22 protein-coding genes are annotated in these 24082 nt (G+C 40.5%); 17 read left to right on the top strand and 5 right to left on the bottom strand.

Translation table 11 applies throughout. The annotated features are described in order from the left end of the window. Nucleotides 1–48: 48 nt before the first annotated feature. Both DK207_RS03325 and DK207_RS03320 read left to right on the top strand, forming a co-directional pair. Complete coding sequence (locus tag DK207_RS03325; protein WP_109439976.1) at nucleotides 49–4698, top strand: RHS repeat-associated core domain-containing protein; 4650 nt, start codon at nucleotides 49–51, stop codon at nucleotides 4696–4698. Beyond that, entirely contained in the window at nucleotides 4688–5146 is a 459-nt protein-coding gene (locus DK207_RS03320; RefSeq protein ID WP_109439975.1) for a hypothetical protein, read from the top strand. The genes DK207_RS03325 and DK207_RS03320 overlap by 11 nt, the downstream gene beginning before the upstream one ends. A gap of 243 nt (nucleotides 5147–5389) precedes the next feature. Here DK207_RS03320 and DK207_RS03310 read toward each other — a convergent pair whose 3' ends face one another. Genes DK207_RS03310 through folE2 form a run of 4 tightly spaced genes read right to left on the bottom strand, consistent with a single transcriptional unit; the run spans nucleotide 5390 to nucleotide 8633 of the window. Beyond that, a complete protein-coding gene (locus tag DK207_RS03310) occupies nucleotides 5390–6745 on the bottom strand; it encodes a dihydroorotase (RefSeq protein WP_109439974.1) in 1356 nt (451 codons plus the stop codon). Next, the gene (locus tag DK207_RS03305; RefSeq protein WP_109439973.1) at nucleotides 6735–7295 is read right to left on the bottom strand and encodes a carbonate dehydratase; all 561 of its coding nucleotides are present in this window, start codon (nucleotides 7293–7295) and stop codon (nucleotides 6735–6737) included. Before DK207_RS03305 ends, DK207_RS03310 begins: the two co-directional genes overlap by 11 nt. Before the next feature lie 22 nt (nucleotides 7296–7317). Next, nucleotides 7318–7737, bottom strand: coding sequence for a phosphoribosyl-AMP cyclohydrolase (hisI, locus tag DK207_RS03300; RefSeq protein ID WP_109439972.1), 420 nt, complete (start codon nucleotides 7735–7737; stop codon nucleotides 7318–7320). Further along, the gene (folE2, locus tag DK207_RS03295; RefSeq protein WP_109439971.1) at nucleotides 7731–8633 is read right to left on the bottom strand and encodes a GTP cyclohydrolase FolE2; all 903 of its coding nucleotides are present in this window, start codon (nucleotides 8631–8633) and stop codon (nucleotides 7731–7733) included. Before folE2 ends, hisI begins: the two co-directional genes overlap by 7 nt. 110 nt (nucleotides 8634–8743) lie before the next feature. Between folE2 and DK207_RS03290 the strand changes: the two genes are divergently transcribed. From DK207_RS03290 to zigA, 3 genes are read left to right on the top strand one after another with little or no spacing between them, the layout of a single operon-like run. Beyond that, on the top strand, nucleotides 8744–9457 hold the full coding sequence (locus tag DK207_RS03290) for a D-Ala-D-Ala carboxypeptidase family metallohydrolase (protein ID WP_109439970.1): 714 nt from the start codon (nucleotides 8744–8746) through the stop codon (nucleotides 9455–9457). Nucleotides 9458–9463: 6 nt separating this feature from the next. Continuing rightward, nucleotides 9464–9862: a transcriptional repressor gene (locus tag DK207_RS15865; protein ID WP_213066229.1), complete on the top strand. Its 399-nt coding sequence runs from the start codon at nucleotides 9464–9466 to the stop codon at nucleotides 9860–9862. 15 nt (nucleotides 9863–9877) lie between these two features. Further along, nucleotides 9878–11101 carry a zinc metallochaperone GTPase ZigA gene (zigA, locus tag DK207_RS03285; protein WP_213066228.1) on the top strand — a complete coding sequence of 408 codons (1224 nt, stop codon included), beginning with the start codon at nucleotides 9878–9880 and terminating at the stop codon, nucleotides 11099–11101. A 50-nt stretch (nucleotides 11102–11151) separates the two neighbouring features. Here the strand turns inward: zigA and pcaU are convergent, their stop codons facing one another. Then, the gene (gene pcaU / locus DK207_RS03280; protein WP_109439969.1) at nucleotides 11152–11976 is read right to left on the bottom strand and encodes an IclR family transcriptional regulator PcaU; all 825 of its coding nucleotides are present in this window, start codon (nucleotides 11974–11976) and stop codon (nucleotides 11152–11154) included. 248 nt (nucleotides 11977–12224) lie between these two features. Between pcaU and DK207_RS03275 the strand changes: the two genes are divergently transcribed. The 12 genes from DK207_RS03275 (at nucleotide 12225) to DK207_RS03220 (ending at nucleotide 24070) form a co-directional block, all read left to right on the top strand. Continuing rightward, nucleotides 12225–12911, top strand: coding sequence for a 3-oxoacid CoA-transferase subunit A (locus tag DK207_RS03275; protein WP_109439968.1), 687 nt, complete (start codon nucleotides 12225–12227; stop codon nucleotides 12909–12911). A gap of 11 nt (nucleotides 12912–12922) precedes the next feature. Next, nucleotides 12923–13576 carry a 3-oxoacid CoA-transferase subunit B gene (locus DK207_RS03270; RefSeq protein ID WP_109439967.1) on the top strand — a complete coding sequence of 218 codons (654 nt, stop codon included), beginning with the start codon at nucleotides 12923–12925 and terminating at the stop codon, nucleotides 13574–13576. Nucleotides 13577–13708: 132 nt separating this feature from the next. Next, entirely contained in the window at nucleotides 13709–14917 is a 1209-nt protein-coding gene (gene pcaF / locus DK207_RS03265) for a 3-oxoadipyl-CoA thiolase (protein ID WP_109439966.1), read from the top strand. An 8-nt stretch (nucleotides 14918–14925) separates the two neighbouring features. Beyond that, nucleotides 14926–16281 carry a 3-carboxy-cis,cis-muconate cycloisomerase gene (gene pcaB / locus DK207_RS03260; protein ID WP_109439965.1) on the top strand — a complete coding sequence of 452 codons (1356 nt, stop codon included), beginning with the start codon at nucleotides 14926–14928 and terminating at the stop codon, nucleotides 16279–16281. Further along, complete coding sequence (gene pcaD, locus DK207_RS03255; RefSeq protein WP_109439964.1) at nucleotides 16278–17063, top strand: 3-oxoadipate enol-lactonase; 786 nt, start codon at nucleotides 16278–16280, stop codon at nucleotides 17061–17063. Before pcaB ends, pcaD begins: the two co-directional genes overlap by 4 nt. Nucleotides 17064–17105: 42 nt before the next feature. Continuing rightward, nucleotides 17106–18458: an MFS transporter gene (locus DK207_RS03250; protein ID WP_109439963.1), complete on the top strand. Its 1353-nt coding sequence runs from the start codon at nucleotides 17106–17108 to the stop codon at nucleotides 18456–18458. A gap of 26 nt (nucleotides 18459–18484) precedes the next feature. Then, nucleotides 18485–18898, top strand: a complete 414-nt coding sequence (gene pcaC / locus DK207_RS03245) for a 4-carboxymuconolactone decarboxylase (RefSeq protein ID WP_005089936.1) — start codon at nucleotides 18485–18487, stop codon at nucleotides 18896–18898. A gap of 10 nt (nucleotides 18899–18908) precedes the next feature. Next, nucleotides 18909–19634 (top strand): protocatechuate 3,4-dioxygenase subunit beta, encoded by a 726-nt coding sequence (pcaH, locus tag DK207_RS03240; RefSeq protein ID WP_109439962.1) that lies wholly within the window; start codon nucleotides 18909–18911, stop codon nucleotides 19632–19634. 12 nt (nucleotides 19635–19646) lie between these two features. Next, nucleotides 19647–20276 carry a protocatechuate 3,4-dioxygenase subunit alpha gene (pcaG, locus tag DK207_RS03235; RefSeq protein WP_109439961.1) on the top strand — a complete coding sequence of 210 codons (630 nt, stop codon included), beginning with the start codon at nucleotides 19647–19649 and terminating at the stop codon, nucleotides 20274–20276. A 91-nt stretch (nucleotides 20277–20367) separates the two neighbouring features. After that, nucleotides 20368–21201, top strand: coding sequence for a type I 3-dehydroquinate dehydratase (aroD, locus tag DK207_RS03230; RefSeq protein WP_162540199.1), 834 nt, complete (start codon nucleotides 20368–20370; stop codon nucleotides 21199–21201). A gap of 20 nt (nucleotides 21202–21221) precedes the next feature. Further along, entirely contained in the window at nucleotides 21222–22682 is a 1461-nt protein-coding gene (locus DK207_RS03225; protein ID WP_109439959.1) for a right-handed parallel beta-helix repeat-containing protein, read from the top strand. A gap of 59 nt (nucleotides 22683–22741) precedes the next feature. Then, nucleotides 22742–24070 carry a carbohydrate porin gene (locus DK207_RS03220; RefSeq protein WP_109439958.1) on the top strand — a complete coding sequence of 443 codons (1329 nt, stop codon included), beginning with the start codon at nucleotides 22742–22744 and terminating at the stop codon, nucleotides 24068–24070. Nucleotides 24071–24082: the final 12 nt, after the last annotated feature.

The raw sequence follows: 24082 nt of genomic DNA, 5'->3' as shown, positions 1-24082 counted from the left end.
GAATTAAAACATAATGATGTAATTGAATGAATTAAAGGTTTTATATTAATGGCTACTGAAAAGACACAACAGACAGAAACTACAAAACAACCCGCTGTTGAACTTGCTGTTTTTAATTTAGAGAGTGTAACCAATGTGACTGATTTGCAAATGATTGCAAATCAAATTCAACTTTATTTACAAGTATGCGGTAACACCACACTAGAACAAGTCAAAAGTAATGCGAATGTTCCGACGGTTGCTAATATTTTTGCATTGACAGGCAGTGTCTTAGATTTACTTTTGTATGCAACAACACCGAAGACTGGCGATGCTGATATGCAGCGTGGTGCTTTACTCGGAGCTAATTTAATTGGATTGTTTCCTGAACCAAATAATGAAGCCCATGCTCGTATGGCGTTACGACCAATGTTTGGTTTAATGGCAGAATGTTTATACCCTGAAAATGGGAAAATTAAAGAAGCTGATATTAAGCGTTTGGGCCTACATCTTAATGCAATGGTTGCAGGGGATTTAGAAGTATTTTTAAAAGAAACCCAAGCAAAGTTAAGTGGACTACTGACCCAAGCTGCAACTTTGGGTGCAAGTATTTTACAGAGTATGGCAACCCCAACTGCAGCTATTAATGCAGGTGTTGTAGCTCCAACAGGTGCCTCGGCAGAGAAACGGGACCCCAAGCTTAAATTTAGCAATTGGGCCGTGCCATTAATTGATCTCATCGGAACACCGAGCCAAGCAAATCTGACACCGAAGATTGAGCCGAATATGCAAAGTCGTTTGCAGCAAGAAGCAACTCAAACGATTAAAAGTTTAAGCCAAACGCTGCAACAGCAATCGAATGCTAGCCAAAAATATACTTTGGCATGGTTAATACAAGAAACTTTGAAAGCGATAAAAGCGTTACAAAATAAAGGCAGCGCTAGTGTGCCGATGAATCAAACAGGGGAATATGAACGGCATACCAAAGGAGATACTTTAGAGTTCGTGAGTTTACAAGCCGATGCTTTAAATGCTCCGCCATGTGAGGGTAAAGGGTCAGATACAGGGCAAAGTATTAGCTATTCAATTGGTGCTGAACGAGTGCAGCATGCAGATTTCTATTTGCCGAAAGTTGGTTTTTCCTTTATCCGTCAATATAACTCACAAATGAATGAGTTTGATCACAGCATGATTGGTGCACGTTGGATGATGCCATTTTCCAACATGATTCAACCCACCGCTCAAGGCTATCTATTTATTGACAGTAAAGGGCGAAAGCATCAACTTCCAGCTTCGATTACATTTGAAACTTATGAAGTACCGTATGAAGGTATAACGGTACAACCCATTGAAAATAGCGATCTCATTTTAAATTTTAGTGGAGAATGGTCTTTTCAATTCCATCAATTTTCGGCTGGTCAGCCTTATCAGTTGATTCAACAATTTAATGAAAATACACAAGAAAAGGTTGTTTTAAGCTACCTTATTTTAGATGAAATTGCCTATCTGCAAAGCGTTGATTTCCAATTAGAACATGCCCAACATCAATTAAAATTTGCTTTTAATGAGCAAGTTAAAATTATTGCTGTATTTGTTGATGAACAGGCTGAGCCTTTAGCGCGTTATCAATATGATACACAAGGCAATTTAATTGAAGCCATTGATCAAAATGGTCATGTCCGAAACTATGAATACAACCATTTCCATCAACTTACACGTTATACCGATCGTACAGGACGTGGGCAAAATATTCGCTATGAATCTAGCGATGCTCAAGCCAAAGCGATTGAAGAATGGGCAGATGATGGTAGTTTCCATACCAAACTCAAATGGCATCCTCGTTTACGCCAAGTTGCTGTTTATGACGCCTACGATGTCCCGACCTATTACTATTTTGATCTGAATGGATTTACCTATCGTACACGTTTAGCAGATGGACGTGAATCGTGGTACAGCCGTGATAGTCAAAAACGTATTACCCGTCAAATTGATTTTGAAGGGCGAGAGACCCAACAAGAATACAATGATCAAGATCAACTCATCAAAATCGTACAGCCAAATGGTGGGGTAATCCGTTTTGCCTACGATGAGCAAGGCAATTTGCTCGAAACAAAAGATCCTGAAGGCAATATTTGGAAACGAGAATATGATGCTAAGGGTAATATCAGCAAAGAAATAAATCCTTTGGGACATATCACCCAATATAAATACAACAATGACAATCAATTGATCGAAGTGATTGATGCGAAAGGCGGTGTCAAAACCATTCAATATAATGAATTGGGACAAATGACAGCATATACCGATTGTTCAGGCAAAAGCAGTAGTTGGGAATATGATGAAGAGGGTTCGCTAACAGCTGAACAAACAGCGAACCATAAAGTCGTGCAATACCTTTACAGCACCCAGGGTCGAGATAAAGGACAACTCCAAAGTATTGTTTATCCTGATGGGTTAAAAGAATACTTTGAACATGATGAAGAAGGACGTTTACTTAAACATATAGATACCAAAGGCTTAGTGACCGAGTATCATTACAATAAATTTGGCTTGTTAGCACAGCGACTTGATGCTAATCGACATCGCATAGCTTATCAATGGGATAAACAGGGACGTATCAAAAAACTGATTAATCAGAATCAAGCAGAATATTTATTTGATTACAATCAATTTGGTTCTTTGGTACGTGAACAAGCCTTTGATGGAGAAGAAAAACACTACAGCTATCATGATGAGAGTGGTCGATTATCTGAAATCCGACAGCCTAATATCCTGACCCAATTTGATTATTACGCAGATGGACAAATCGCATCGAAAAGCTTTACCCATTTAAATACGGGAAAGAAGCAAACAGAACAATTTGATTACAACCTGAACAATCAACTGAGCCGAGCCAGTAATGAGGTTAGCCAAATTGATTTTTATCGCAATGCCCTTGGGCAATTGGTGAGAGAGCATCAGCACTACAAAATCGCAGGGCTTCGTCCGCTTACTGCGGTGTTACGTTATGAATATGACGAACTTGGTAATTTAGTTAAAACAATCCGCCCAGATGGACAGGAACAGGCCAATTTGAGTTATGGCTCAGGACATTTGTATGCGATTGCCCTGAATAAACAGGATGTGGTTTCATTCCAACGAGATGACTTACATCGAGAAACAATACGCCTATTGGCAAATGGACTCATCCAAACTAAACACTATAATGACGTTGGTTTACTCAGTTCACAACTGATTCAGCCTGAACAAGAAACGCAAGACTATTTACAGTACCAAGCGCATCGATATTATCATTACGACCAAAACTACCTACTAAACCAAGTTGAAGATAGCCGTTTGGGTAAGCTCAACTATCAATACGATCCAATCGGACGCTTAATCACAACACAAAGCGCACATAAAACTGAGAGTTTTAGCTTTGATCCTGCGGGTAATTTGATTGACCCTGTATCCGCATCTAGTACGGCACAAATTAAAAATAATCTGGTCAGAAGCTATCAAGGAAAACATTACCACTACGATGCTCAAGGCAATGTTATAGAGACTAAACAAGCAGGTAAAACCCTCAAATTGACATGGGACAACCAAAATCGATTGATTCGCAGTGATCACAATGGTCAAGTCACGGACTATGGTTATGACGTATTTGGGCGCAGACTCTACAAGAAAATGGTAGATGTGCTGACCTTGTTTGGTTGGGATGGCGATTTGATGATTTGGGAATCCCGCAAATCAGAACAAGACAGTTATACCAAGCACTATATCTATGAGCCGAATAGCTTCGTTCCACTGTTGCAAGCTGGATATAAAGGTTTTATTCAACTAATAGAAACACCTGATTATGCTGAATATCAAAATAAACCTTATTCGGTTTATAAAGATCCTGTATGGCGCAATGATACCCGTAAAAATCGAGTAGATTTAGAGCAGATCACTTTTTACCATTGTGATCAAGTCGGTACGCCACAAACTATGACCAATGCTAGGGGTGAGTGTGTTTGGGAAATTACTCAAGATACTTGGGGTAGCACACTCGACCTCAAAACAGTAAATTCAGACAATCCGTTTGAGCAGAGTAATCTCAGATTCCAAGGTCAATATTACGATCAAGAAACAGGATTACACTATAACCGTTATCGCTATTATGAACCCCATAGTGCAAGATATGTGAGTAAAGACCCGATAGGATTGGAGGGTGGGTTAAATATAATGAAATATGTTAGCAACCCGAATCAATTGACGGATCCAATGGGATTATATGTTGTATTAGATTTTTATAAAGATAAAAATATAATAGTTGCTAGAGATATTGAGAAAGATACTAAGTTAATTATTCGAGACGTGTATACTGGTGGGCAAATTAGTGATGCTGGTTTTACTTCCAATGGTACTGGATTACCGAATGGGAAATATTTTTTGGTGCCTGATGATAGACATCCAGACTGGTATGCTTTATATGGTGATGATGGTTGGATTGATGATTTTACAATTGATGGCAAAAGAAGTGGATTTCGACTACATCCTGGAAGGTTAAGTTTAGGATGTGTTACAGTTAAATCTACCGAAAATAATGAGCAGTGGAATAAGTTAAATGAAATGATTTCTACTACTAAAACTCAACAGAAATATGTTTGGAAAGGGGGGCGTTCAGATACTTGGATGAATTTTGGTTGGAAAAGAAAGGAAGTTACAAATTGGGGAGAACTGAATGTTAAATAAAATCAAAAAAACCTTATTTATAATAGGAATATTGTCATTTACAGGATGTTCTTCAATTGAAAAAAAATCTTGCATTAATAGTTTTAACAATAGGGTTGCTTTTTTAACACAGGATATTCAAATTATTAACTCAATCAATCTTATTGATAAGAATATTTTCTGTGGTAGTCAGCCCTACAGTGAGTTTTATAATAATTTAGATACATTTTTGTTAGGTTTAAGTGATAAGAAGAAAAAGATCTTTTATACAACTTTATTTTTTACTGAGTTTCATCGAAATGAAAACGGTGGGGAGTTTGTCGAATTCTTGTTAGAAAATAAGATTAATATTTATGATCAATATATTAAAATTATAAGTGATCATGAGCTTTTGTCGCAAATGAAATATACAGATGAAGAGTTACAGAATCTTAAAATATTAGGGGAAATATTAAAAGGAATAGATTGAACTTATAAATTAAATTTTAATTGCCTATTAAGAAAGCCCAATAATTTCTTTTTTGTAGAAAACTTACAAAGGATCAACCCCTTATTCAAAGATGAGCGTAGTGAGATTTTCTTAATTTTAAGAACTCAACTTCAATTTGGTCTAGTTTCAACGGGGCAATATAGTACTTACACCGTTGAGCAGACCAAAACTAGACTAAAAGTTGTAGAGCAAGCGAGTTCTGAATTTAATCAAATATCCTTTCTATCGGTCAATTTCTAATATTTTTCCTCGACAATTTAAAAACAACTGATTTTGATGCCACGCCAGTTGCCCTGAAACAATGGTGGTATCCACTTCATAACGAAAGGTTTTATCTTGGAATGGACTCCAACCACAATGCATATAATTTCTTTGGTCTTTGATCGCGATTTTATGCGCATTTTCTTTGAGTAGGACGAGATCGGCCCAATAGCCCTCACGAATATAACCACGATCTTTGATCTTAAATAAGTCGGCAACTTGATGAGATGTTTTACGTACCATCGTTTCGATACGGAGTTTTCCATCTGCAACCAGTTCCATCAATGCGGGCACAGCATGTTGTACCAGTGGCAGTCCTGAAGGCGCATTCATATAGGATTGTTGTTTTTCATCCCAAGTATGTGGTGCATGGTCGGTTCCAATAATATCCAGTTGATTACTGTTGGAAATTGCATGGATCAAAGCTTCTCTATCGTGTTGAGTTTTGATGGCGGGATTACATTTTATTAAATGCCCCAGAGCGGCATAGTCAGAATCATCAAAACTGAGATGATGGATACAGACTTCGGCAGAAATATGCTTTCGATTTAAAGGCAGATCCTTAAATAAACATAATTCTTTAGCTGTGGTCAGATGTAAAACATGCAGTTGCGTTCCATATTTTTCAGCCAATGAAACAGCCAGTCGTGAACTTTCATAACAGGCCCGTTTATCTCGAATTTTAGGGTGCATAGCTGCTGGAATATTTTCGCCATATTTTTCCAAATATAGTTTTTCCTGCTCTTTAATCCGAGGTGTATATTCACAATGCGTCAATAAGAGGGTTGGTACATTAGCAAATAAACGCTCTAGAATTTTAGGATCATCGACCAACATATTCCCTGTTGATGCACCCATAAAGACTTTGACACCACTGACTAATTTAGGATCAAGTTGTTCAATAATATCTAAATTTTCAGAGCTTACACCCAAATGAAATGCGTAATTTGCCATGCTATGTTGCGCTGCAATTTTCTTTTTTTGTGCTAAAGTCTCTAAGTTCAATGTCGCAGGATTGGTATTGGGCATATCCATATAACTGGTAATCCCACCAATGGCTGCAGCCATAGATTCAGAGGCGATACAGCCTTTGTGTGGTGAGCCAGGATCTCTAAAATGCACTTGATCATCAATCATGCCTGGGATTAACCAAGCACCATTAGCATCAATAGTTTTCGCATTGAAAACACCTGTGATATTGCTAGCAATTTTCTCGATTCGTCCATCTTGAATTAGTACATCGGCAATATACTGTTTATCTTCATTGACTAGATTGGCATTGCGAATAATGATCTTGGGGAATTGTCTAAAATTCATTGTGTAATGCCTTATATCCTTTGACTAACTCGATATTGGTGCTCACCACACTTTCAGAAAATTCACTGATCGCAATATCAACAGGAGGGTATTGGTTTAAATCTGTTTTAGGATGGATATAGCTCATGGCAGGAACATAAAAGTGACTTGGTAAATCACGACCATCGACCACTGCATTGTGCCGGATCGCACTATGATCTCCGACTTTGCAGTTGAATAAAACGCTATTAAAACCAACAAAAACATGGCACCCAATTTCACACGGACCATGAATAATTGAACGATGTGCAATGGATGAGTTTTCACCAATTTTTACCGCAGCGCCTGCTTTGGAATGAATCACCACACCATCTTGGATATTGGAATTTGCGCCGATAATAATCGGTTCCATTTCTCCATGTTCATCGGTTTCATCAGCACGAATTACGGCATAAGGACCAATGAACACATTGGCATGTACAATGACTTTGCCGCAGATAATAGCCGTTTGATCGACATAAGCAGATTGATCGATGACAGGCAAATGACCAGATGGATTTTTACGTAGCATAGAATTACCGTTTAAAAATAAGTTAAATCACAGGTTGAGTTAAGATCGTCACTTGATCTGTATTGAGACCAAGATAAAAACAAGTCGGACGTAGAGTGTGGCAAGCTGGACCTGTTTGATTGACAAAAAACAATAGACAGTCGCCATCACAATCGAGTCTGGCATCCGCCAAATATTGACGATGACCTGAACTCTCACCTTTACGCCATAAACACTTTCGTGAGCGCGACCAATAACACACTTGTTTGGTTTGCAAGGTTTCGATTAAGGCGTCTCGATTGACCCAAGCCATCATCAATACATCTTTGCTTGTTTGATCTTGAGTGATCGCGGGGATGAGACCTTCTTGGTTCCATTTGATCTGTTCAAACACACTTTCAAAATCAAATTGTTGTCCTAAATTTCCCTGTTCCATTTGCTCGAAAATAGAATGCTTTACCATTGCCATGAACCTTGAGCCACTGCATCATGTGCGTGTAAGCTTTCTGCATGAATGACTTTAAAATTAAAACCCTGAATGTTTTGATGGTGAATGAATGTGCCATAAAGCCGTCGTAAGGCATCTTCACAGAACATGAGATTTTGACCATTGGCAATTGCGAAAGCCTGCTCATCAATACGTTTAACTGCTGTTTGAACAGGGGTCATGAGGGCTTGTTCAGCTTGATTGATAAATAAAATCAGTGGGATATGTTGGATATTTTGATCAAGTCTAAGTTTAAGAATCGCAAAGCTTCTTTGACTATGCGGTGTTGCCGCAATGGCATCCGTCCTACTTAGCCAATTTAAGATTTCTTGCTGATCTAGTCTAATGTCTTGATTATTGAGTGCTGATTCAAAACGTTGTTGAATAATGTTTCTTGAAAGTGCAGCCGAGCATGGGCAGGTCGATGAATAGGGGATCTCAACTTTTAATTCTGCTAAAAACTGCCCATCTAAAAGTTGGCATGACAAAACAAAAGGATAACTTTTCCAACCTGAAAGCTTGCTGATCAATGCTGGTCGTTCGATATACAGTTCGCTATGAATTTCAATTTTTGCATGTTTGGATAGATCGCGATGACTAACTAAAAAGTCTTGTAATAATGACTGTAGATCGACCAAGCTCAAATTTTCAATCGAACTCAATTCTAACAATCGCGTATACAAGCGTGACATATGAATCCCCTTGGCCAAAGGGTCATCCAAACTGACATAAGCATTTACTTGGCTTTGACATAACGTATTTTCGATACGAACTGGCAATGCAATTTTTTCCATGCCAACCCAATCTAGGCAATGGCTATTCGCTTTGGGTAGAGTTGATTCAGCTGAAATATCTGGAAGAGCAAGATTCATTTGTCTAATGGCTTACGTTGTAATATTATTTGTAATGTTATAACATAACAATAAGTATCGACAAGCTCGTTGCGAAGTTAATTTGAATGAAGAGACGCTGCGAATCAAAAATGAAAAAAATCTACATGCTCGGATTCATTTGTGGTCTGCCTGCTTGTCAGTCTTCGTATCAAGAGATCCAACCGCAACCTCGACCAAAACTTGAATCGAAACATACGATTCCCAAAGTGATTCTGCAAGAAAAGCGTATCCCATCAGCGTATCTCCAGTGGGCAATGCAGGCGCAGCATCAACAGCAAATTCAAGCTTATAAAAATTTTTTGAAAACCCAAGGGATTGAATCTCTTATTCCAGATTTTGAGTTTTTTCAAACAGCGAGAGATTGGCAAAAATGTAATTACACTGAATATGAAATTCCACCTAGAGAACTCTGGAATAACATCATTCCGACTTTAAACATTCTGAAGCAATTGGTCGAACAAAAACGCATTGATCGGTTTACGGTGACATCGGTATATCGAAGCTATGCGCTGAATCAATGTGCGGGTGGGGCGGGTGGATCTAAACATGTTTTTAACGCCGCACTGGATTTTCGTATAGGCAGGGAGAATCCAGATCCAATTGAGCAAATCTATATCGAAAATACCAAAAAGAAGCTTTGTGAATTCTGGGCAGAACAAGGTCAAGCATTAAATATGGGTTTAGGTGTGTATGCATCAGGACAAATCCATATTGATGCAGCAGGCTATCGAACTTGGGGTGTTGACCATCGTTACACTTCATCTCCATGTATGAATAATTTTCTAAAAAATAACAATGAGTAGTTGAAAATGAAGATCACCTTAGCCCAACAAAATATTTTAGATATTTTAAAAACAGAAAACAAAGCTATGAGTGCTTATGAGTTATTGGAAAAGGCCAAACCCTATGGCTTTCAAGCGCCAATTCAAATCTATCGAATTCTGAAAAAACTCTCAGAACAGTGCCTGATCGTAAAACTAAATACCTTGAATATGTATGTGTTAGAGCAAGCCGAAATTACCGCAAATTATCGGCTTTTTACCGTGTGTACCGAATGCCAAAAAGTGCAGAGCATTGCAATTCCACAACTTAAAACTTGTGTGGAAAGCACCATCCAAGCAAAACAATTTAATCCGAGATACCCATATTTAGAAGTATTGGGTCAATGTTTTTCATGTCTTTCAAAACATGAACCCCAACATATTTAATCTGTGAGAACGCCAATGAATCATTCTATAGCCACTCCAACCAAACTTCCTGTCACTGTTTTATCTGGATTTTTAGGTGCAGGGAAAACCACGTTGCTCAATCATATTTTGAACAATCGTGAAGGGCGGAAAATCGCCGTGATCGTCAATGATATGTCTGAGGTGAATATTGATGCAGCTTTGGTTCGTGAGGGCGGTGCTGAATTATCACGTACAGATGAAAAACTGGTGGAAATGAGCAATGGCTGTATTTGTTGCACATTGCGAGAGGATTTATTGATTGAGGTACGCCGTTTGGCTGAAGATAATCGCTTTGATCAATTGGTGATTGAATCGACAGGAATTTCTGAACCTTTACCCGTGGCAGAAACATTTACCTTCGAAGATGAAAATGGCGTTTCACTGAATGAATTTGCGCGTTTGGATACCATGGTTACTGTGGTCGATGCCTATAATTTTTTAAAAGATTATAGTTCGCAGGATAGCTTAACTTCACGAGGTGAATCGTTGGGGGAAGATGATGAGCGTAATGTGGTTGATCTTTTAATCGACCAAATTGAGTTCTGTGATGTGATTATTTTAAATAAAGTTGATTTGATTAATAGTGAAGAAAAAGAAAAATTATTTGGCATTCTACATTCACTCAATCCAAGAGCGAAAATTGAAATTGCTGAATTTGGGCAAGTGAATCTAGATAAGATTCTAAATACTAATTTGTTCGATTTCAACGAAGCGGCTCAAGCGCCTGGTTGGCTGAAAGAATTAAGAGGTGAACATACGCCTGAAACGGAAGAATATGGGATCGGTAGTTTTGTTTATCGAGCACGAAAGCCTTTCCATCCACAGCGGTTCTTTGATTTTGTAAATTCTGAATGGCAAGGTGTGATCCGATCAAAAGGATTTTTTTGGCTCGCTTCAAATCCAGAGTTTGCTGGTTCGTGGTCACAAGCAGGTGCCATGGCTCGGCATGGTGTAGCAGGGTATTGGTGGGCAGCCGTACCAGATGAGCATTGGCCCGAAGATCAAAATAGTCGTGATGCAATTGAAAGAAATTGGGATGAATTAACAGGTGATGCACGACAAGAAATTGTTTTGATCGGTATGGATATGGATCAAGCTGCACTGACTGCGCAGTTTGATGCATGTTTATTAACAGAGGATGAAATGGCACTTGGCGCAAAAGAATGGGAACAGTTTGACAATCCGTTTACAGGTTGGACAGATATGATCTTAACGTAATTTGGGAAAATAAAGTAAAGCTCTAATGATTGAAATTAGAGCTTTCTTATTTAGATGACATGTCTTAGGTCACGAGAAGTTTCGAGTAGTAATGGCAAAATGTGAGTCACTAAGTAATCTTTAGTGGTTCGCATGGTTGGCGAGACGATATTTAAGGCTGCAACAACATCAGCATTTGAATCATAAATAGGCACCGCAACAGCATGTACTCCCAGTTCATGCTCTTCACATGAATAGCACCAGTCTTGTTCTTTAATTTCATGCAGTAGTGCCAAAAACTCCTCACTTTCGGTATGCGTATATTTAGTGAGTCGTTTAAGGGGGTATTTTTCTAACCATTGTTTCTGCTCATCTAAATCAAGATGGGCGAGTAAGATTTTGCCTGCTGATGTGGCATGAGCGGGCAACCGATTGCCTAGATGTAGGCCATATGGATTAACGCGATCTGTTTGTTGATGTGCTGCACTTCGTGCGATGGTAATTGCTTCATATCCATCTAACACCATCACTGAATAAATAAGCGAGGTCTGATTAGTCAATAAATTCAATAATGGTTGACAGATTTTTGGGAGTGGTGAGCCATCTAAGTAAGCACCTGAAAATTTTAGAATTTTAGGAGCAAGATAATAATAATGCCCATCGAATTCCAAATAGCCTAAGTATTCCAAAGTAAGTAGATGACGTCGAGCAGCCGCACGTGTCATGCCTGTCTTTTCAGCAGCTGTACTGATATTTAGACGATGACGTTCTGGACCGAAACACTCGAGGATAGTTAAACCTTTAGCTATACCTGCAATGAAGTCTTCATGTCGAATTGATTTCTTATTTTCACTGTGATGAATAAATCGAACAGTTTTCTCTTGATCATGATCCATATGATGATAACTCCAATCCGAAATTTCAGTTGTTCATTTCCATTCTAATCAAAAGCTGACTATTTTACTGGGATAATGTTCGATCATCGAACATAAAATATATATATCGAACAATAACGGCTTTGCAGCATAGAAGTCCCTAGAAAAATTATCAAGAATAAATAGAACAAATCCGAACAAAACACTCAGTTTAATTTCATCAATTTTCAGGATGAAGTTGAGTGGTTCTTAGTACAGGAAGTAGTTAGATGATTGATAAGAGTACAGCCTCGCTGGTTGAGGTTTTATCCCAAATAAAAGATGGCTCAACCATCATGATTGGTGGCTTTGGAACCGCAGGACAACCTGCTGAACTCATCGATGCTCTGATTGAACTTGGAGTTAAAGACCTTGTCATCGTCAATAACAATGCAGGCAATGGCGATTATGGTCTTGCCAAACTCCTAAAAACAGGTGCAGTCCGTAAAATCATCTGCTCTTTCCCACGCCAATCTGATTCATGGGTGTTCGATGAACTCTACCATGCCGGCAAGATTGAATTAGAGCTCGTGCCACAAGGCAATCTCGCTTGCCGTATCCAAGCTGCTGGGATGGGATTAGGGGCTGTGTTTACACCGACTGGCTTCGGAACATTATTGGCAGAAAGCAAAGAAACCCGTCATATCGATGGTAAAGACTACGTTCTTGAATATCCAATTAAAGCTGACTTCGCTTTAATCAAAGCTCACAAAGGCGATCGTTGGGGCAATCTGGTTTTTAATAAATCTGCACGTAACTTTGGACCGATCATGGCCATGGCTGCGGATGTCACCATCGCTCAAGTCTCTGAAGTGGTTGAACTTGGTCAGCTTGATCCTGAACACATTATTACCCCAGGGATTTTTGTTCAGCATGTGGTTGCGGTTGAAGCAACCTCACCTGTCGCTGCGCAATAAGGAGAATAACAATGAGCTATCAAAAACTCAGCCGTGACCAGATCGCTGAACGTGTTGCACAAGATATTCCTGATGGTGCCTATGTCAATCTAGGTATTGGCTTACCGACCAAGATTTCAAAATACTTACCTGCCGACAAAGATGTATTTCTGCATTCTGAAAACGGTTTATTGGCATTCGGTCCACCACCAGCTAAAGGTGAAGAAGACCCTGAGCTGATTAATGCTGGCAAAGAGTATGTGACCATGCTCACAGGGGGCTGTTTTTTCCATCATGGGGATTCCTTTGCCATGATGCGTGGTGGTCATCTGGATATTGCAGTATTGGGTGCATTCCAAGTTGCAGCCAACGGTGATCTTGCCAACTGGCATACAGGAGCAGCCGATGCGATTCCTGCTGTCGGTGGTGCAATGGACTTGGCTGTCGGTGCAAAGAAAGTGTTTATCACCACTGATCATGTGACCAAACAAGGTGAACCCAAGATTGTTGAAGCACTTTCTTATCCAGCAACGGGTCTGAAATGTGTCGATCGTATTTATACCGATCTGTGTGTGATTGATGTGACCAATGACGGTTTAAAGGTGATTGAGAAAGTAGATGGTCTCAGCTTTGAAGAACTTCAGGCTTTGACGGGTGCTCAATTGATTGATGCGACGCAAGGATAATGTTTACCAGCCACTAATTACGGGTTAAAGCAGAGGCTTTTTGTATAGGCATTGCCTACGCAAAGGAAGAATAACTAAACCCGTAATTTGTGGCAGTGATCACAACAGATTGAAATATGGAAGTGTAAGAATATGAAAAACGCTTATATCATTGATGCGATTCGTACCCCATTTGGTCGCTATGCAGGCGGTCTTGCCCCTGTACGTGCAGATGACCTTGGTGCAGTTCCGATTCAAGCCTTAATGCAACGTAATCCAACCGTGGATTGGCAACAAGTCGATGATGTGATCTATGGTTGTGCCAATCAGGCCGGTGAAGATAACCGTAATGTCGGTCGTATGTCTGCTTTGTTAGCAGGTTTGCCTTATCAAGTCCCTGCAACCACAGTGAATCGTCTTTGTGGTTCATCCTTGGATGCCATTGCCATGGCTGCACGTGCGATTAAAGCGGATGAAGCAAATCTCATCATTGCGGGTGGTGTCGAAAGTATGAGCCGTGCGCCTTATGTCATGGGTAAATCGGACAGTGCGTTTGGTCGTAGTCAAAAGATTGAAGACACCACCATGGGTTGGCGTTTTATCAATCCAAAGCTCAAGGGAATGTATGGTGTAGACACCATGCCACAAACTGCAGAAAACGTGGCAGAGCAATTTAACATTAATCGTATCGATCAAGACCAGTTTGCCTTGGTGAGCCAACAACGTACTGCAGCAGCGCAAGCCAAAGGCTTTTTTAAACATGAAATCGTTCCTGTCACGATTCCTCAACGTAAAGGGGACGCGGTTGTTGTCGATACGGATGAGCATCCACGTGCATCGACCACCATTGAAGCATTAACCAAACTCAAAGGTGTAGTGAAAGCAGAAGGTACGGTCACTGCAGGTAATGCCTCAGGCATTAATGATGGTGCAGCAGCCCTATTGATTGCCTCAGATGAAGCAGTTGCTCAATACCAACTTAAACCACGTGCCAAAATCATTGCAGCTACGACAGTGGGTGTTGAACCCCGCATCATGGGTTTTGCTCCTGCACCTGCAATCAAGAAGTTACTCAAACAAGCCAATCTGACATTAGAACAAATGGATGTGATTGAGTTAAACGAGGCCTTTGCAGCTCAAGCATTAGCAGTGACTCGTGATTTGGGTTTAGCTGATGATGATGCCCGTATCAATCCAAATGGTGGGGCAATTGCCTTGGGTCATCCACTCGGTGCTTCAGGTGCAAGATTAGTGACCACCGCTTTGAATCAACTTGAACAGATCAAAGGACAATATGCTTTGTGTTCGATGTGTATCGGCGTGGGTCAAGGGATTGCCTTGATTATTCAGCGTGTTGAGTGAGGTATAGCATGAGCCAGTTATATGCCAGCTTGTTTTACCAGTCTGAAGTTACCGCAATTTTTAGTGATCATCGTTTATTGAGTTATATGATCCAAGCCGAAGTGGCTTTGGCTAAAGCACAGGCGCAAGTCAATGTCATACCAGTATCAGCAGCCACCATTATCGAACAGGTTGGTGAATTTGCATTAGACAAAATTGATTTAGATGCATTAGCTGTGGCAACGGGTTTAGCTGGAAATATTGCTATTCCCTTGGTGAAGCAATTTACCGCCATCGTAAAACAGCAAGATGAACAAGCTTCTCGCTATGTGCATTGGGGAGCAACCAGTCAAGACATTATTGATACGGCAACGATTTTACAGTGCCGTGATGCTTTGGCCGTGATTGAAAAGCAACTTCATTCAGCTTATCAAATTTCGCTACAACAGGCTGAACGTTACCGTGACCAAGTGATGATTGGGCGTACATGGTTGCAGCAAGCTTTGCCGATTACTTTAGGGCACAAGTTTGCACGTTATGCAGCCGCATTAAAGCGTGATCTTGATCGTTTGCAAGTAATGAAAAGCAGAGTATTCACTGCCCAGCTTGGTGGCGCAGTAGGATCATTGGCTTCATTACAAGAGCAAGGTTCTACAGTTGTTGAAGCTTATGCAAATCAATTAGGGCTAACGGTACCTGAATGCACTTGGCATGGCGAGCGTGATCGTTTTGTAGAAATCGCCAGTCTACTTGCCATGATTGTGGGCAATGTTGGCAAGATGGCAAAAGATTGGTCGCTACTGATGCAGACTGAAATTGCAGAAGTTTATGAACCAACAGCAAAAGGGCGTGGTGGTTCATCGACAATGCCTCACAAGCGCAATCCAGTTGCAGCCGCTTCAATTCTTGCAGCTGCAAATCGCGTACCTGCACTGATGACCAGTATCTATCAGAGCATGGTTCAAGACCACGAACGGGCTTTAGGTGCATGGCATGCAGAATGGTTAGCAATACCTGAAATTTTTCAGTTATGTGCAGGCGCATTAGAACGTAGCAATGAAGTATTACAGGCTATAGATGTGAATGTTGAAGCGATGCAACGCAATCTTGATACCACACAAGGTTTGATTATGGCTGAAGCAGTCATGATGGCGTTAGCTAGCAAGATTGGGCGTTTAAATGCTCACCATTTGGTTGAGCAAGCATGTCAGCAAGCAGTCGCACAAGATGCTCATTTAAAAAATATTTTATCGAATCTAGATGAAGTGAAAGAACATTTTTCAGCACAAACCCTAGATGAGCTTTTTAAGCCTGAGTCTTATTTGGGCAACATTCAAATGCAAATAGATTCTGTCCTCAAAGCAGCTCAAGGAGATTCGAAATGATGATCAATATTCTTAATCGTCAAGGATATCAACTTGCAGTTCAAGTGCAGGGTCAGAAAGATGCGCCTGTGATTATGTTTTCTAATTCGCTTGGAACTGATCATGGAATGTGGCAAGCGCAGGTTGAAGCATTGTCAGAACAATATCGAATCGTAACTTATGATACACGTGGTCATGGCGCGAGTCGTGTGATTGAGCAAAGTACTTTGCAAAATCTTGCTGAAGATGTTGTGGATATTTTAGATGCACTCAAGATTGATAAAGCACATTTCTGTGGAATCTCCATGGGTGGTATCACTGGATTGTATCTTGCGATACATCATGCCGATCGCTTTTTGAGTGTCACAATCGCAAACTCTGCCGCAAAAATTGGAACTGCTGAAGCATGGAATAATCGTGCGGACAATGTAGAGCAACACGGTTTAGCTGAGCTTGTTAAAACTACCCATACTCGCTGGTTCAGTGAACATTTTGATTATGCTCATGATGTTTTAGCACAGAAGACTATACAAAGTTTAGCACTCACACCAGCCCAAGGTTATGCCAATGCATGTCGTGCTTTAGCAGGGGCAGATCTAAGCGATCAACTTCAACAGATTCAGATTCCGACTTGCATTATTGCCGGTCAGTTTGATCCTGTAACGACGGTTCAAGATGCTGATTTTATGCATCAGTCTATTTCACAAAGCCAGCTTGAAATTTTGGCAGCTTCGCATTTATCGAATATCGAGCAGCCTCAGGTCTTTAATCAAGCATTGTCTAAGTTTATTCAGAAAATATAACCGGTTCAGGTTAGAAAGGAATTCGCCTACAAGGAGGCAACCATGGCACAGGAATTTGCTGCTCCCGCAAATAGTATGGATGCACAGAAACTGATTGATCATGCACCAATCAGTAAATATCAGTGGTTAATCGCAATTGTCTGTTTTCTCATCGTTTTTGTAGATGGAATTGACACTGCTGCGATGGGGTTTATTGCACCCGCATTAACTCAGGATTGGGGAATCGATCGTTCACAGCTTGGCCCCGTAATGAGTGCAGCTTTAGGCGGGATGATTATTGGTGCATTGGTGTCAGGTCCCACAGCCGATCGTTTTGGCCGCAAGATTGTATTGACCGTTTCCATGCTGATTTTTGGAGGCTTTACGCTTGCTTCTGCCTACGCAACGAATTTGGATCAGTTGGTGGTATTGCGTTTTTTAACGGGAATTGGTTTGGGCGCAGCGATGCCGAATGCAACCACTTTGTTCTCTGAATATTGCCCAACCCGCGTACGTTCATTAATGGTGACCTGTATGTTCTGTGGCTATAACTTGGGGATGGCAACAGGGGGATTCATTAGTAGTTGGCTTATCCCTAATTATGGTTGGCATAGCTTGTTTTTGCTAGGTGGATGGACACCATTGTTTTTAATGGTTCTGGTGATTTTGTTCTTACCTGAGTCTTATCGCTTCTTAATTGTAAAAAATAAGAACCCTGAGAAAGTACGTCGAATTTTAACGCACATTGCACCATCACAAGTTCAAGGTGTAACGGAATTCCATATCCCAGAAGAGCAATCAAATGTAGCTCAGAAAAAGAGTGTATTTGGCATGTTGTTTTCAAAACAATTTTCCAAAGGCACCGTTTTATTGTGGTCAACCTATTTTATGGGGTTGGTGGTGATTTATCTACTGACCAGTTGGTTGCCGACCTTAATGCGTGAAACTGGGGCAACCTTGGAACGCGCTGCATTTATCGGTGGTTTGTTCCAATTTGGTGGTGTACTCAGTGCTTTATTTATCGGTTGGGCAATGGATCGCTTTAATCCGAACCGAATTATTGCAGGCTTTTATTTTGCCGCAGGTTTATTTGCCATTGCAGTCGGTCAAAGCTTAGCAAATCCAACTTTACTTGCTGTTTTAGTTCTATGCGCTGGTATTGCGATCAATGGCGCGCAATCAGCAATGCCCGCTTTAAGTGCTCGTTTTTATCCTACCCAATGTCGTGCCACAGGAATTGCATGGATGACAGGTATCGGTCGTTTCGGTGCTGTATTTGGTGCTTGGATAGGCGCAGTGTTACTTGGGAATAATTGGTCGTTCACCATGATTTTAAGCATGTTGTTTATTCCAGCAACGGCTGCTGCTGTGGCGATCTTTGTGAAATCTCTAGTTGCGCATACGGATGCAACCTAACTTTCTTTCAATTCGGGACAACCTCAATGAATGATGAACAACGTTATCAACAAGGTCTGAAAGTCCGTACAGAAGTACTGGGTGAAAAACATGTCGGGCGTTCTTTAGAGAACCTCAATGACTTTAACCAAGATTTTCAGAATTTTATTAGTCGATTTGCTTGGGGGGAAGTGTGGTCACGTGACGGTTTGCCACGCCATACCCGCAGTTTAGTCACCATTGCTATTTTATTGGCATTGGGGCGAGAAGATGAACTCAGAATGCATTTACGTGCTTGTTTTAACAATGGCGTGACTAAAGATGAACTTAAGGAGTTGATTTTACATAGTTCATTGTATGCAGGCTTACCCGCTGCAAATGCTGCAATGCATATGGCAGAAGAAGTCTTTAAGGAAATTGGAATCGAAGTGCAACCCGTTTCGGCACAACCACAGGATTAAGGAGATAAGGATGTTAAATCATACACTAGGTGCATATCCGCAACGTAATTCAGAGGATCACCCGCCAGCATATACACCGGGCTATAAAACCAGTGTATTACGCTCACCAAAGAATGCGTTGATTTCGATTAATGAAACTTTAACGGAAGTGACTTCACCACACTTTTCACCGAATCTTTTTGGTCCTAAAGACAATGATCTGATTTTGAACTATGCCAAAGAGGGCTTACCTGTTGGTGAACGGATTATTGTGCATGGATATGTACGTGATCAGTTTGGTCGTCCTGTTAAAAATGCCTTATTAGAAGTATGGCAGGCCAATGCTTCAGGTCGTTACCGTCATCCAAATGACAAATTTATTGGTGCCATGGATCCGAATTTTGGTGGTTGTGGTCGTACTTTAACGGATGAAAATGGGTTCTATATTTTCCGTACCATTAAACCAGGTCCATATCCGTGGCGTAACCGTATCAATGAATGGCGTCCAGCGCATATTCATTTCTCATTAATTGCAGATGGCTGGGCGCAACGTTTAATTTCGCAGTTCTATTTTGAAGGCGATACATTGATTGACTCTTGTCCAATTTTGAAAACGATCCCATCTGATGATCAACGTCGTGCCTTAATTGCGTTGGAAGATAAAAACAATTTCATTGAATCAGATAGCCGTTGCTACCGCTTTGATATTCATCTTCGTGGTCGTCGTGCGACTTACTTTGAAAATGATTTGACTTAATGGAGTAACACAATGAACGCGTGGAATTTTCAGGAATTGAAAGAAACCCCATCACAAACAGGTGGTCCTTATGTACATATTGGTTTGTTACCGCAACAAGCCGATATTGAGGTGTTTGAACATAATTTTAACAATCAGCTGGTGAGTGAAAAAACGCAAGGTCAGCGTATTCGTCTTGAAGGACAAGTCTTTGATGGGCTGGGCTTGCCATTAAGAGATGTGTTGCTGGAAATCTGGCAAGCCGATGCCAATGGTGTTTACCCAAGCCAAGCCGATACGCAAGGTAAAACAGTTGATCCAAACTTCTTAGGCTGGGGACGTACGGGTGCAAACTTTGAAACAGGTTTTTGGAGTTTTAACACCATTAAACCGGGTGCTGTAGCAGGTCGTAAAGGTACAACCCAAGCGCCACATATTGCGGTCATTGTATTTGCGCGCGGTATCAATCTTGGTTTGCATACTCGTGTTTACTTCGATGATGAAGTTGAAGCAAATGCCAATGATCCCGTTTTAAATAGCATTGAGTGGGTGAAACGTCGTCAAACCTTAATTGCTAAACGTACCGAAGTGGATGGTGAAGTTGTATATCGCTTTGATATTCGTATCCAAGGTGATGATGAAACTGTGTTTTTTGATATTTAAAGTTTTTTAAGTTTTAAGTTTTAAGTGAATAAGTAATGATTGCTTGCTCTTGGAAAAGGCAAGCAATCCATTAAGGACGATGATGATGAAAATGAAAACACTGGCAGCATTAACGTTGCTTGTTAGCCCTTTATTTACGGTTCAAATGGCACACGCTCAAGAAAATGTTCACAGCCCAGTTCAATTGGCTGAGCTTGCCAAGTCATCAGTTAAAACGATTGTACCGATTACTGCAAAAACTAAAGAACAAGCGATCGCTCAAGCTAAAGTGATTGCAGCCAATCAAGATGCAGATCTAGCAGAATTTCGTATTGATTTGCTCGATTTTGCTGCTGATACCAAACAGGTGATTGCTTTAGGACATGAATTAAAAAAGGTATTAGGCAATAAACCAGTGATTGCGACCATTCGTACCCATAACGAAGGTGGTCAACTCAACATTAGTGATGCTGATTACGGCAAGACCTATCAGGCATATTTGAAACAACCATTCATGGACATGTTGGATGTTGAAATGTTCCGTGATCAGCAGATCGTCAAAAATACAGTTCAATTGGCACATGATAAAAAAGTGCTGATCGTGATGTCGAATCATGATTTTAAGAAAACACCAAGTGAAGATGAAATCGTTAAACGTTTATTGAAACAAGATGAGCTTGGTGCCGATATTTTAAAAATCGCAGTGATGCCGCAAAACAAACAAGATGTTTTCACGTTGATGAATGCCACGCTAAAAGTTAGCCAACTTTCAAATAAACCATTGCTGACGATGTCGATGGGCAAACTCGGCACTATTTCAAGAATTGCGACAGCCAATATGGGCGGTAGTTTTAGCTTCGGTATGATTGGTGAAGCCTCAGCACCTGGTCAAATTGATGTGACCCAACTGAAACAGTTGTTAAAAACAGTGCAACCGACAGAATAATTGAAAAGGATTTCTAGAAAATGAAAGCAACTTCTATACGTTTAACTGCTTTAACAATGGGTTTAGCTGTATCAGGTTTGGCAGCAGCTCAAACCTATGTTGTTGACCGTTATCAGGATGATACTGAAAAAGGTTCATTCCGTTGGGCGATTGAACAAGCCAATAGTAATCCGACAGAAGCCAGCGAGATTCTGATTCAGGCGGTAGGGAAAGCACCTTATGCAATCAAGGTAAATAGCCCACTTCCTGAAATTAAAGCACCAGTCAAAATCATTGGTACACAATGGGCGAAAACAGGCGAACATATTGCCATTGATGGTTCAAATTATATTAAAGGTCGTGGCGTTGAAGCGTGTCCCGGAGCTGTAGAAGGGCAATACGGGACGAATGTTCGTACAACCACTTTACCGGGAATTGTGTTACGAGACATTAATGGTGTGACCATTAAAGGTCTAGAAATTCGTCATTTCTGTATTGGTATTTTGATGAATCGTGCCAGCAATAACCTGATTCAACATAACCGCATTATGCACAACTATGGTGGTGCGGGCGTGATGTTGACAGGTGATGATGGTAAAGGCAATCCAACCGCAACCACCACCAATAACAATAAAGTCCTCAATAACTATTTCCAAGACAATGGTGATGGGTTAGAGCTAACACGTGGTGCTGCATTTAATTTAGTTGCGAATAACCATTTTATTTCAACTTCAGCAAATCCAGAGCCATCCCAAGGGATTGAAATTCTTTGGGGGAATGATAATGCGGTTGTGGGAAACAAATTTGAAAATTATTCAGATGGTTTACAGATTAATTGGGGCAAACGCAATTATATCGCCTATAACGAGCTAACCAATAACTCATTAGGATTTAACCTAACGGGGGACGGTAATATTTTAGATAGCAACAAAATTCATGGTAATCGCATTGGAATTGCGATTCGTTCTGAAAAAGATGCCAATGCACGTATTACCTTAACAAAAAATCAAATTTGGAATAATTCAAAGGATATTAAACGCTGTGAAGCAGGCGGAAGCTGTGAACCAAACCAACGTTTAGGTGCAATCACTTTTGATATTCCGGGCTTAGAGCATGCACATTTTGTTGGTTCTCGTGGGCATGGAGTCAAGATTGATCCTGAAAACTTGCAAAAAACTTGTCAGCGACCAAATGAACAAGGCTGTAATCCACAACCGAATCAAGCCATTCAGGCACCAAAACTTACACTCTCAAAAGGTCAACTTGCTGTTGAAGTAAAAGGACAACCAAATCAGCGTTATCAAGTCGAATTTTTTGGAAACTCGGTAGCAAGTTCAAATGAAGCCGAGCTTTATTTAGGTTCAGTGATTGCTGTTACCAACGCTCAAGGTGTAGCAACAGTTTCATGGAAACCAACTGCTAAAGTTGCCTCCATAACCGCCAATGTGACGGATCATTTAGGCGCTACCTCTGAACTGAGTTCAGCCGTGCAGGTCAAATAAGAAAAAAGTAGCACCTTTCTTGAGGTGCTACTTAGATTAGAAAGACAAGGAATTTATCGATGAGACAGCATTTGTTTTTATTTAAAACGACGTTACTGACATTTTCAATTTTATCTGTACAGCATGCTTTAGCGGATCAACCATGGTCACAAGATCGTCAATGGTTATTGGGTGATTGGAATGGACAACGCCAACAACTAGAAAAAGAGGGTTATAAATTTACCACATCGATCATGAGTCAATCAGCAACCAATTTGGATGGTGGCTACAATGATGACAATGCCATTAAAAATGCAGCGCAACTATCTTTAGGTGCAAATTTTGACTTAGAAAAAATTGCAGGTTGGAAAGACACGACTGCTAATATCTTGATCACTAAACGAGATGGTAATGCCTTAACTTTAGATCGTATTAAAGATCCACGTTCAAGTGCTTTGGGAAATAGCCAAGAAATATATGGACGCGGCAAAATCTGGCGTTTATCACAAGCATGGATTAAAACCGGTTTTGCGGATAATTCAGTCCAATTCAAAATCGGTCGTATGGGCATGTCTGAGGACTTCAATGGTTCTCAATGTGAATTCCAAAACTTATTACTATGCGGTAGCCAACTCGGGAAATCGATCGGCTCGATTTGGTACAACCTACCTGTTGGCTTGTGGGGCGCAAATGTGAAATACCAGTTTGCACCTGAGTGGACGCTCGGTGTAGGTGTTTACGAAGTTAATCCTGATAACGTTAAAACAGATAAAAACAGTGATGGGTTTAACTTGGATATGGACAATGTCAAAGGTGCAACGATTCCTGTTGAATTGGCTTGGCGACCTAAATTAGCAGTTTTTGACGGTTTAGCTGGTGAATATAAGGTAGGAGCATTGTATTCAACAGCAGAAGCGAATGACATCGCGATTACAGATAAAGTCCACAATAGCAAACACAGTTTTTGGCTCAATGCTCAACAACAATTGACACAGAACGGCGATGATCCAAAGCGTGGTCTATATGCCAGTGTGAATGTCGTGGTAAACGATAAAGAAACAACAGCAGTTCGAAGTACGCAACAACTTGCACTTTGGTACAAAGGACCATTTGATAGTCGCCCAAATGATTCTATTGGTTTGGGTGTTGCAAACTACTTAGTCAATGATCGTTATAAAGATCGTCAAATCGATATTAATCATAGTCGTGGTTACGATCAATATGATGCATTCGCAGTAGATTATATTCCTGTTCAACGAGATGAACTCAATGTTGAGTTGAACTATACCTATCAATGGTCATCTGCTGTCATGTTACGACCGAATCTACAATATATTCATCAACCTGCTGGTGTAAAAGAAGTAGCGGATGCTTGGGTTGCTGGATTGAGCGTGCGAGTGAATTTCTAGTTGAGGAGTATG

This window comes from Acinetobacter haemolyticus, assembly GCF_900406815.1.
Lineage (GTDB): Bacteria > Pseudomonadota > Gammaproteobacteria > Pseudomonadales > Moraxellaceae > Acinetobacter > Acinetobacter haemolyticus_A.
This window is presented reverse-complemented; position numbering and strand designations above follow the sequence as displayed.

Bases quoted from the DNA above. Each gene is read 5' to 3' on its own strand.
- DK207_RS03325 (WP_109439976.1), top strand. From the start codon at position 49: ATGGCTACTGAAAAGACACAACAGACAGAAACTACAAAACAACCCGCT.
- DK207_RS03320 (WP_109439975.1), top strand. From the start codon at position 4,688: ATGTTAAATAAAATCAAAAAAACCTTATTTATAATAGGAATATTGTCA.
- DK207_RS03310 (WP_109439974.1), bottom strand. From the start codon at position 6,745: ATGAATTTTAGACAATTCCCCAAGATCATTATTCGCAATGCCAATCTA.
- DK207_RS03305 (WP_109439973.1), bottom strand. From the start codon at position 7,295: ATGCTACGTAAAAATCCATCTGGTCATTTGCCTGTCATCGATCAATCT.
- hisI (WP_109439972.1), bottom strand. From the start codon at position 7,737: ATGGTAAAGCATTCTATTTTCGAGCAAATGGAACAGGGAAATTTAGGA.
- folE2 (WP_109439971.1), bottom strand. From the start codon at position 8,633: ATGAATCTTGCTCTTCCAGATATTTCAGCTGAATCAACTCTACCCAAA.
- DK207_RS03290 (WP_109439970.1), top strand. From the start codon at position 8,744: ATGAAAAAAATCTACATGCTCGGATTCATTTGTGGTCTGCCTGCTTGT.
- DK207_RS15865 (WP_213066229.1), top strand. From the start codon at position 9,464: ATGAAGATCACCTTAGCCCAACAAAATATTTTAGATATTTTAAAAACA.
- zigA (WP_213066228.1), top strand. From the start codon at position 9,878: ATGAATCATTCTATAGCCACTCCAACCAAACTTCCTGTCACTGTTTTA.
- pcaU (WP_109439969.1), bottom strand. From the start codon at position 11,976: ATGGATCATGATCAAGAGAAAACTGTTCGATTTATTCATCACAGTGAA.
- DK207_RS03275 (WP_109439968.1), top strand. From the start codon at position 12,225: ATGATTGATAAGAGTACAGCCTCGCTGGTTGAGGTTTTATCCCAAATA.
- DK207_RS03270 (WP_109439967.1), top strand. From the start codon at position 12,923: ATGAGCTATCAAAAACTCAGCCGTGACCAGATCGCTGAACGTGTTGCA.
- pcaF (WP_109439966.1), top strand. From the start codon at position 13,709: ATGAAAAACGCTTATATCATTGATGCGATTCGTACCCCATTTGGTCGC.
- pcaB (WP_109439965.1), top strand. From the start codon at position 14,926: ATGAGCCAGTTATATGCCAGCTTGTTTTACCAGTCTGAAGTTACCGCA.
- pcaD (WP_109439964.1), top strand. From the start codon at position 16,278: ATGATGATCAATATTCTTAATCGTCAAGGATATCAACTTGCAGTTCAA.
- DK207_RS03250 (WP_109439963.1), top strand. From the start codon at position 17,106: ATGGCACAGGAATTTGCTGCTCCCGCAAATAGTATGGATGCACAGAAA.
- pcaC (WP_005089936.1), top strand. From the start codon at position 18,485: ATGAATGATGAACAACGTTATCAACAAGGTCTGAAAGTCCGTACAGAA.
- pcaH (WP_109439962.1), top strand. From the start codon at position 18,909: ATGTTAAATCATACACTAGGTGCATATCCGCAACGTAATTCAGAGGAT.
- pcaG (WP_109439961.1), top strand. From the start codon at position 19,647: ATGAACGCGTGGAATTTTCAGGAATTGAAAGAAACCCCATCACAAACA.
- aroD (WP_162540199.1), top strand. From the start codon at position 20,368: ATGAAAACACTGGCAGCATTAACGTTGCTTGTTAGCCCTTTATTTACG.
- DK207_RS03225 (WP_109439959.1), top strand. From the start codon at position 21,222: ATGAAAGCAACTTCTATACGTTTAACTGCTTTAACAATGGGTTTAGCT.
- DK207_RS03220 (WP_109439958.1), top strand. From the start codon at position 22,742: ATGAGACAGCATTTGTTTTTATTTAAAACGACGTTACTGACATTTTCA.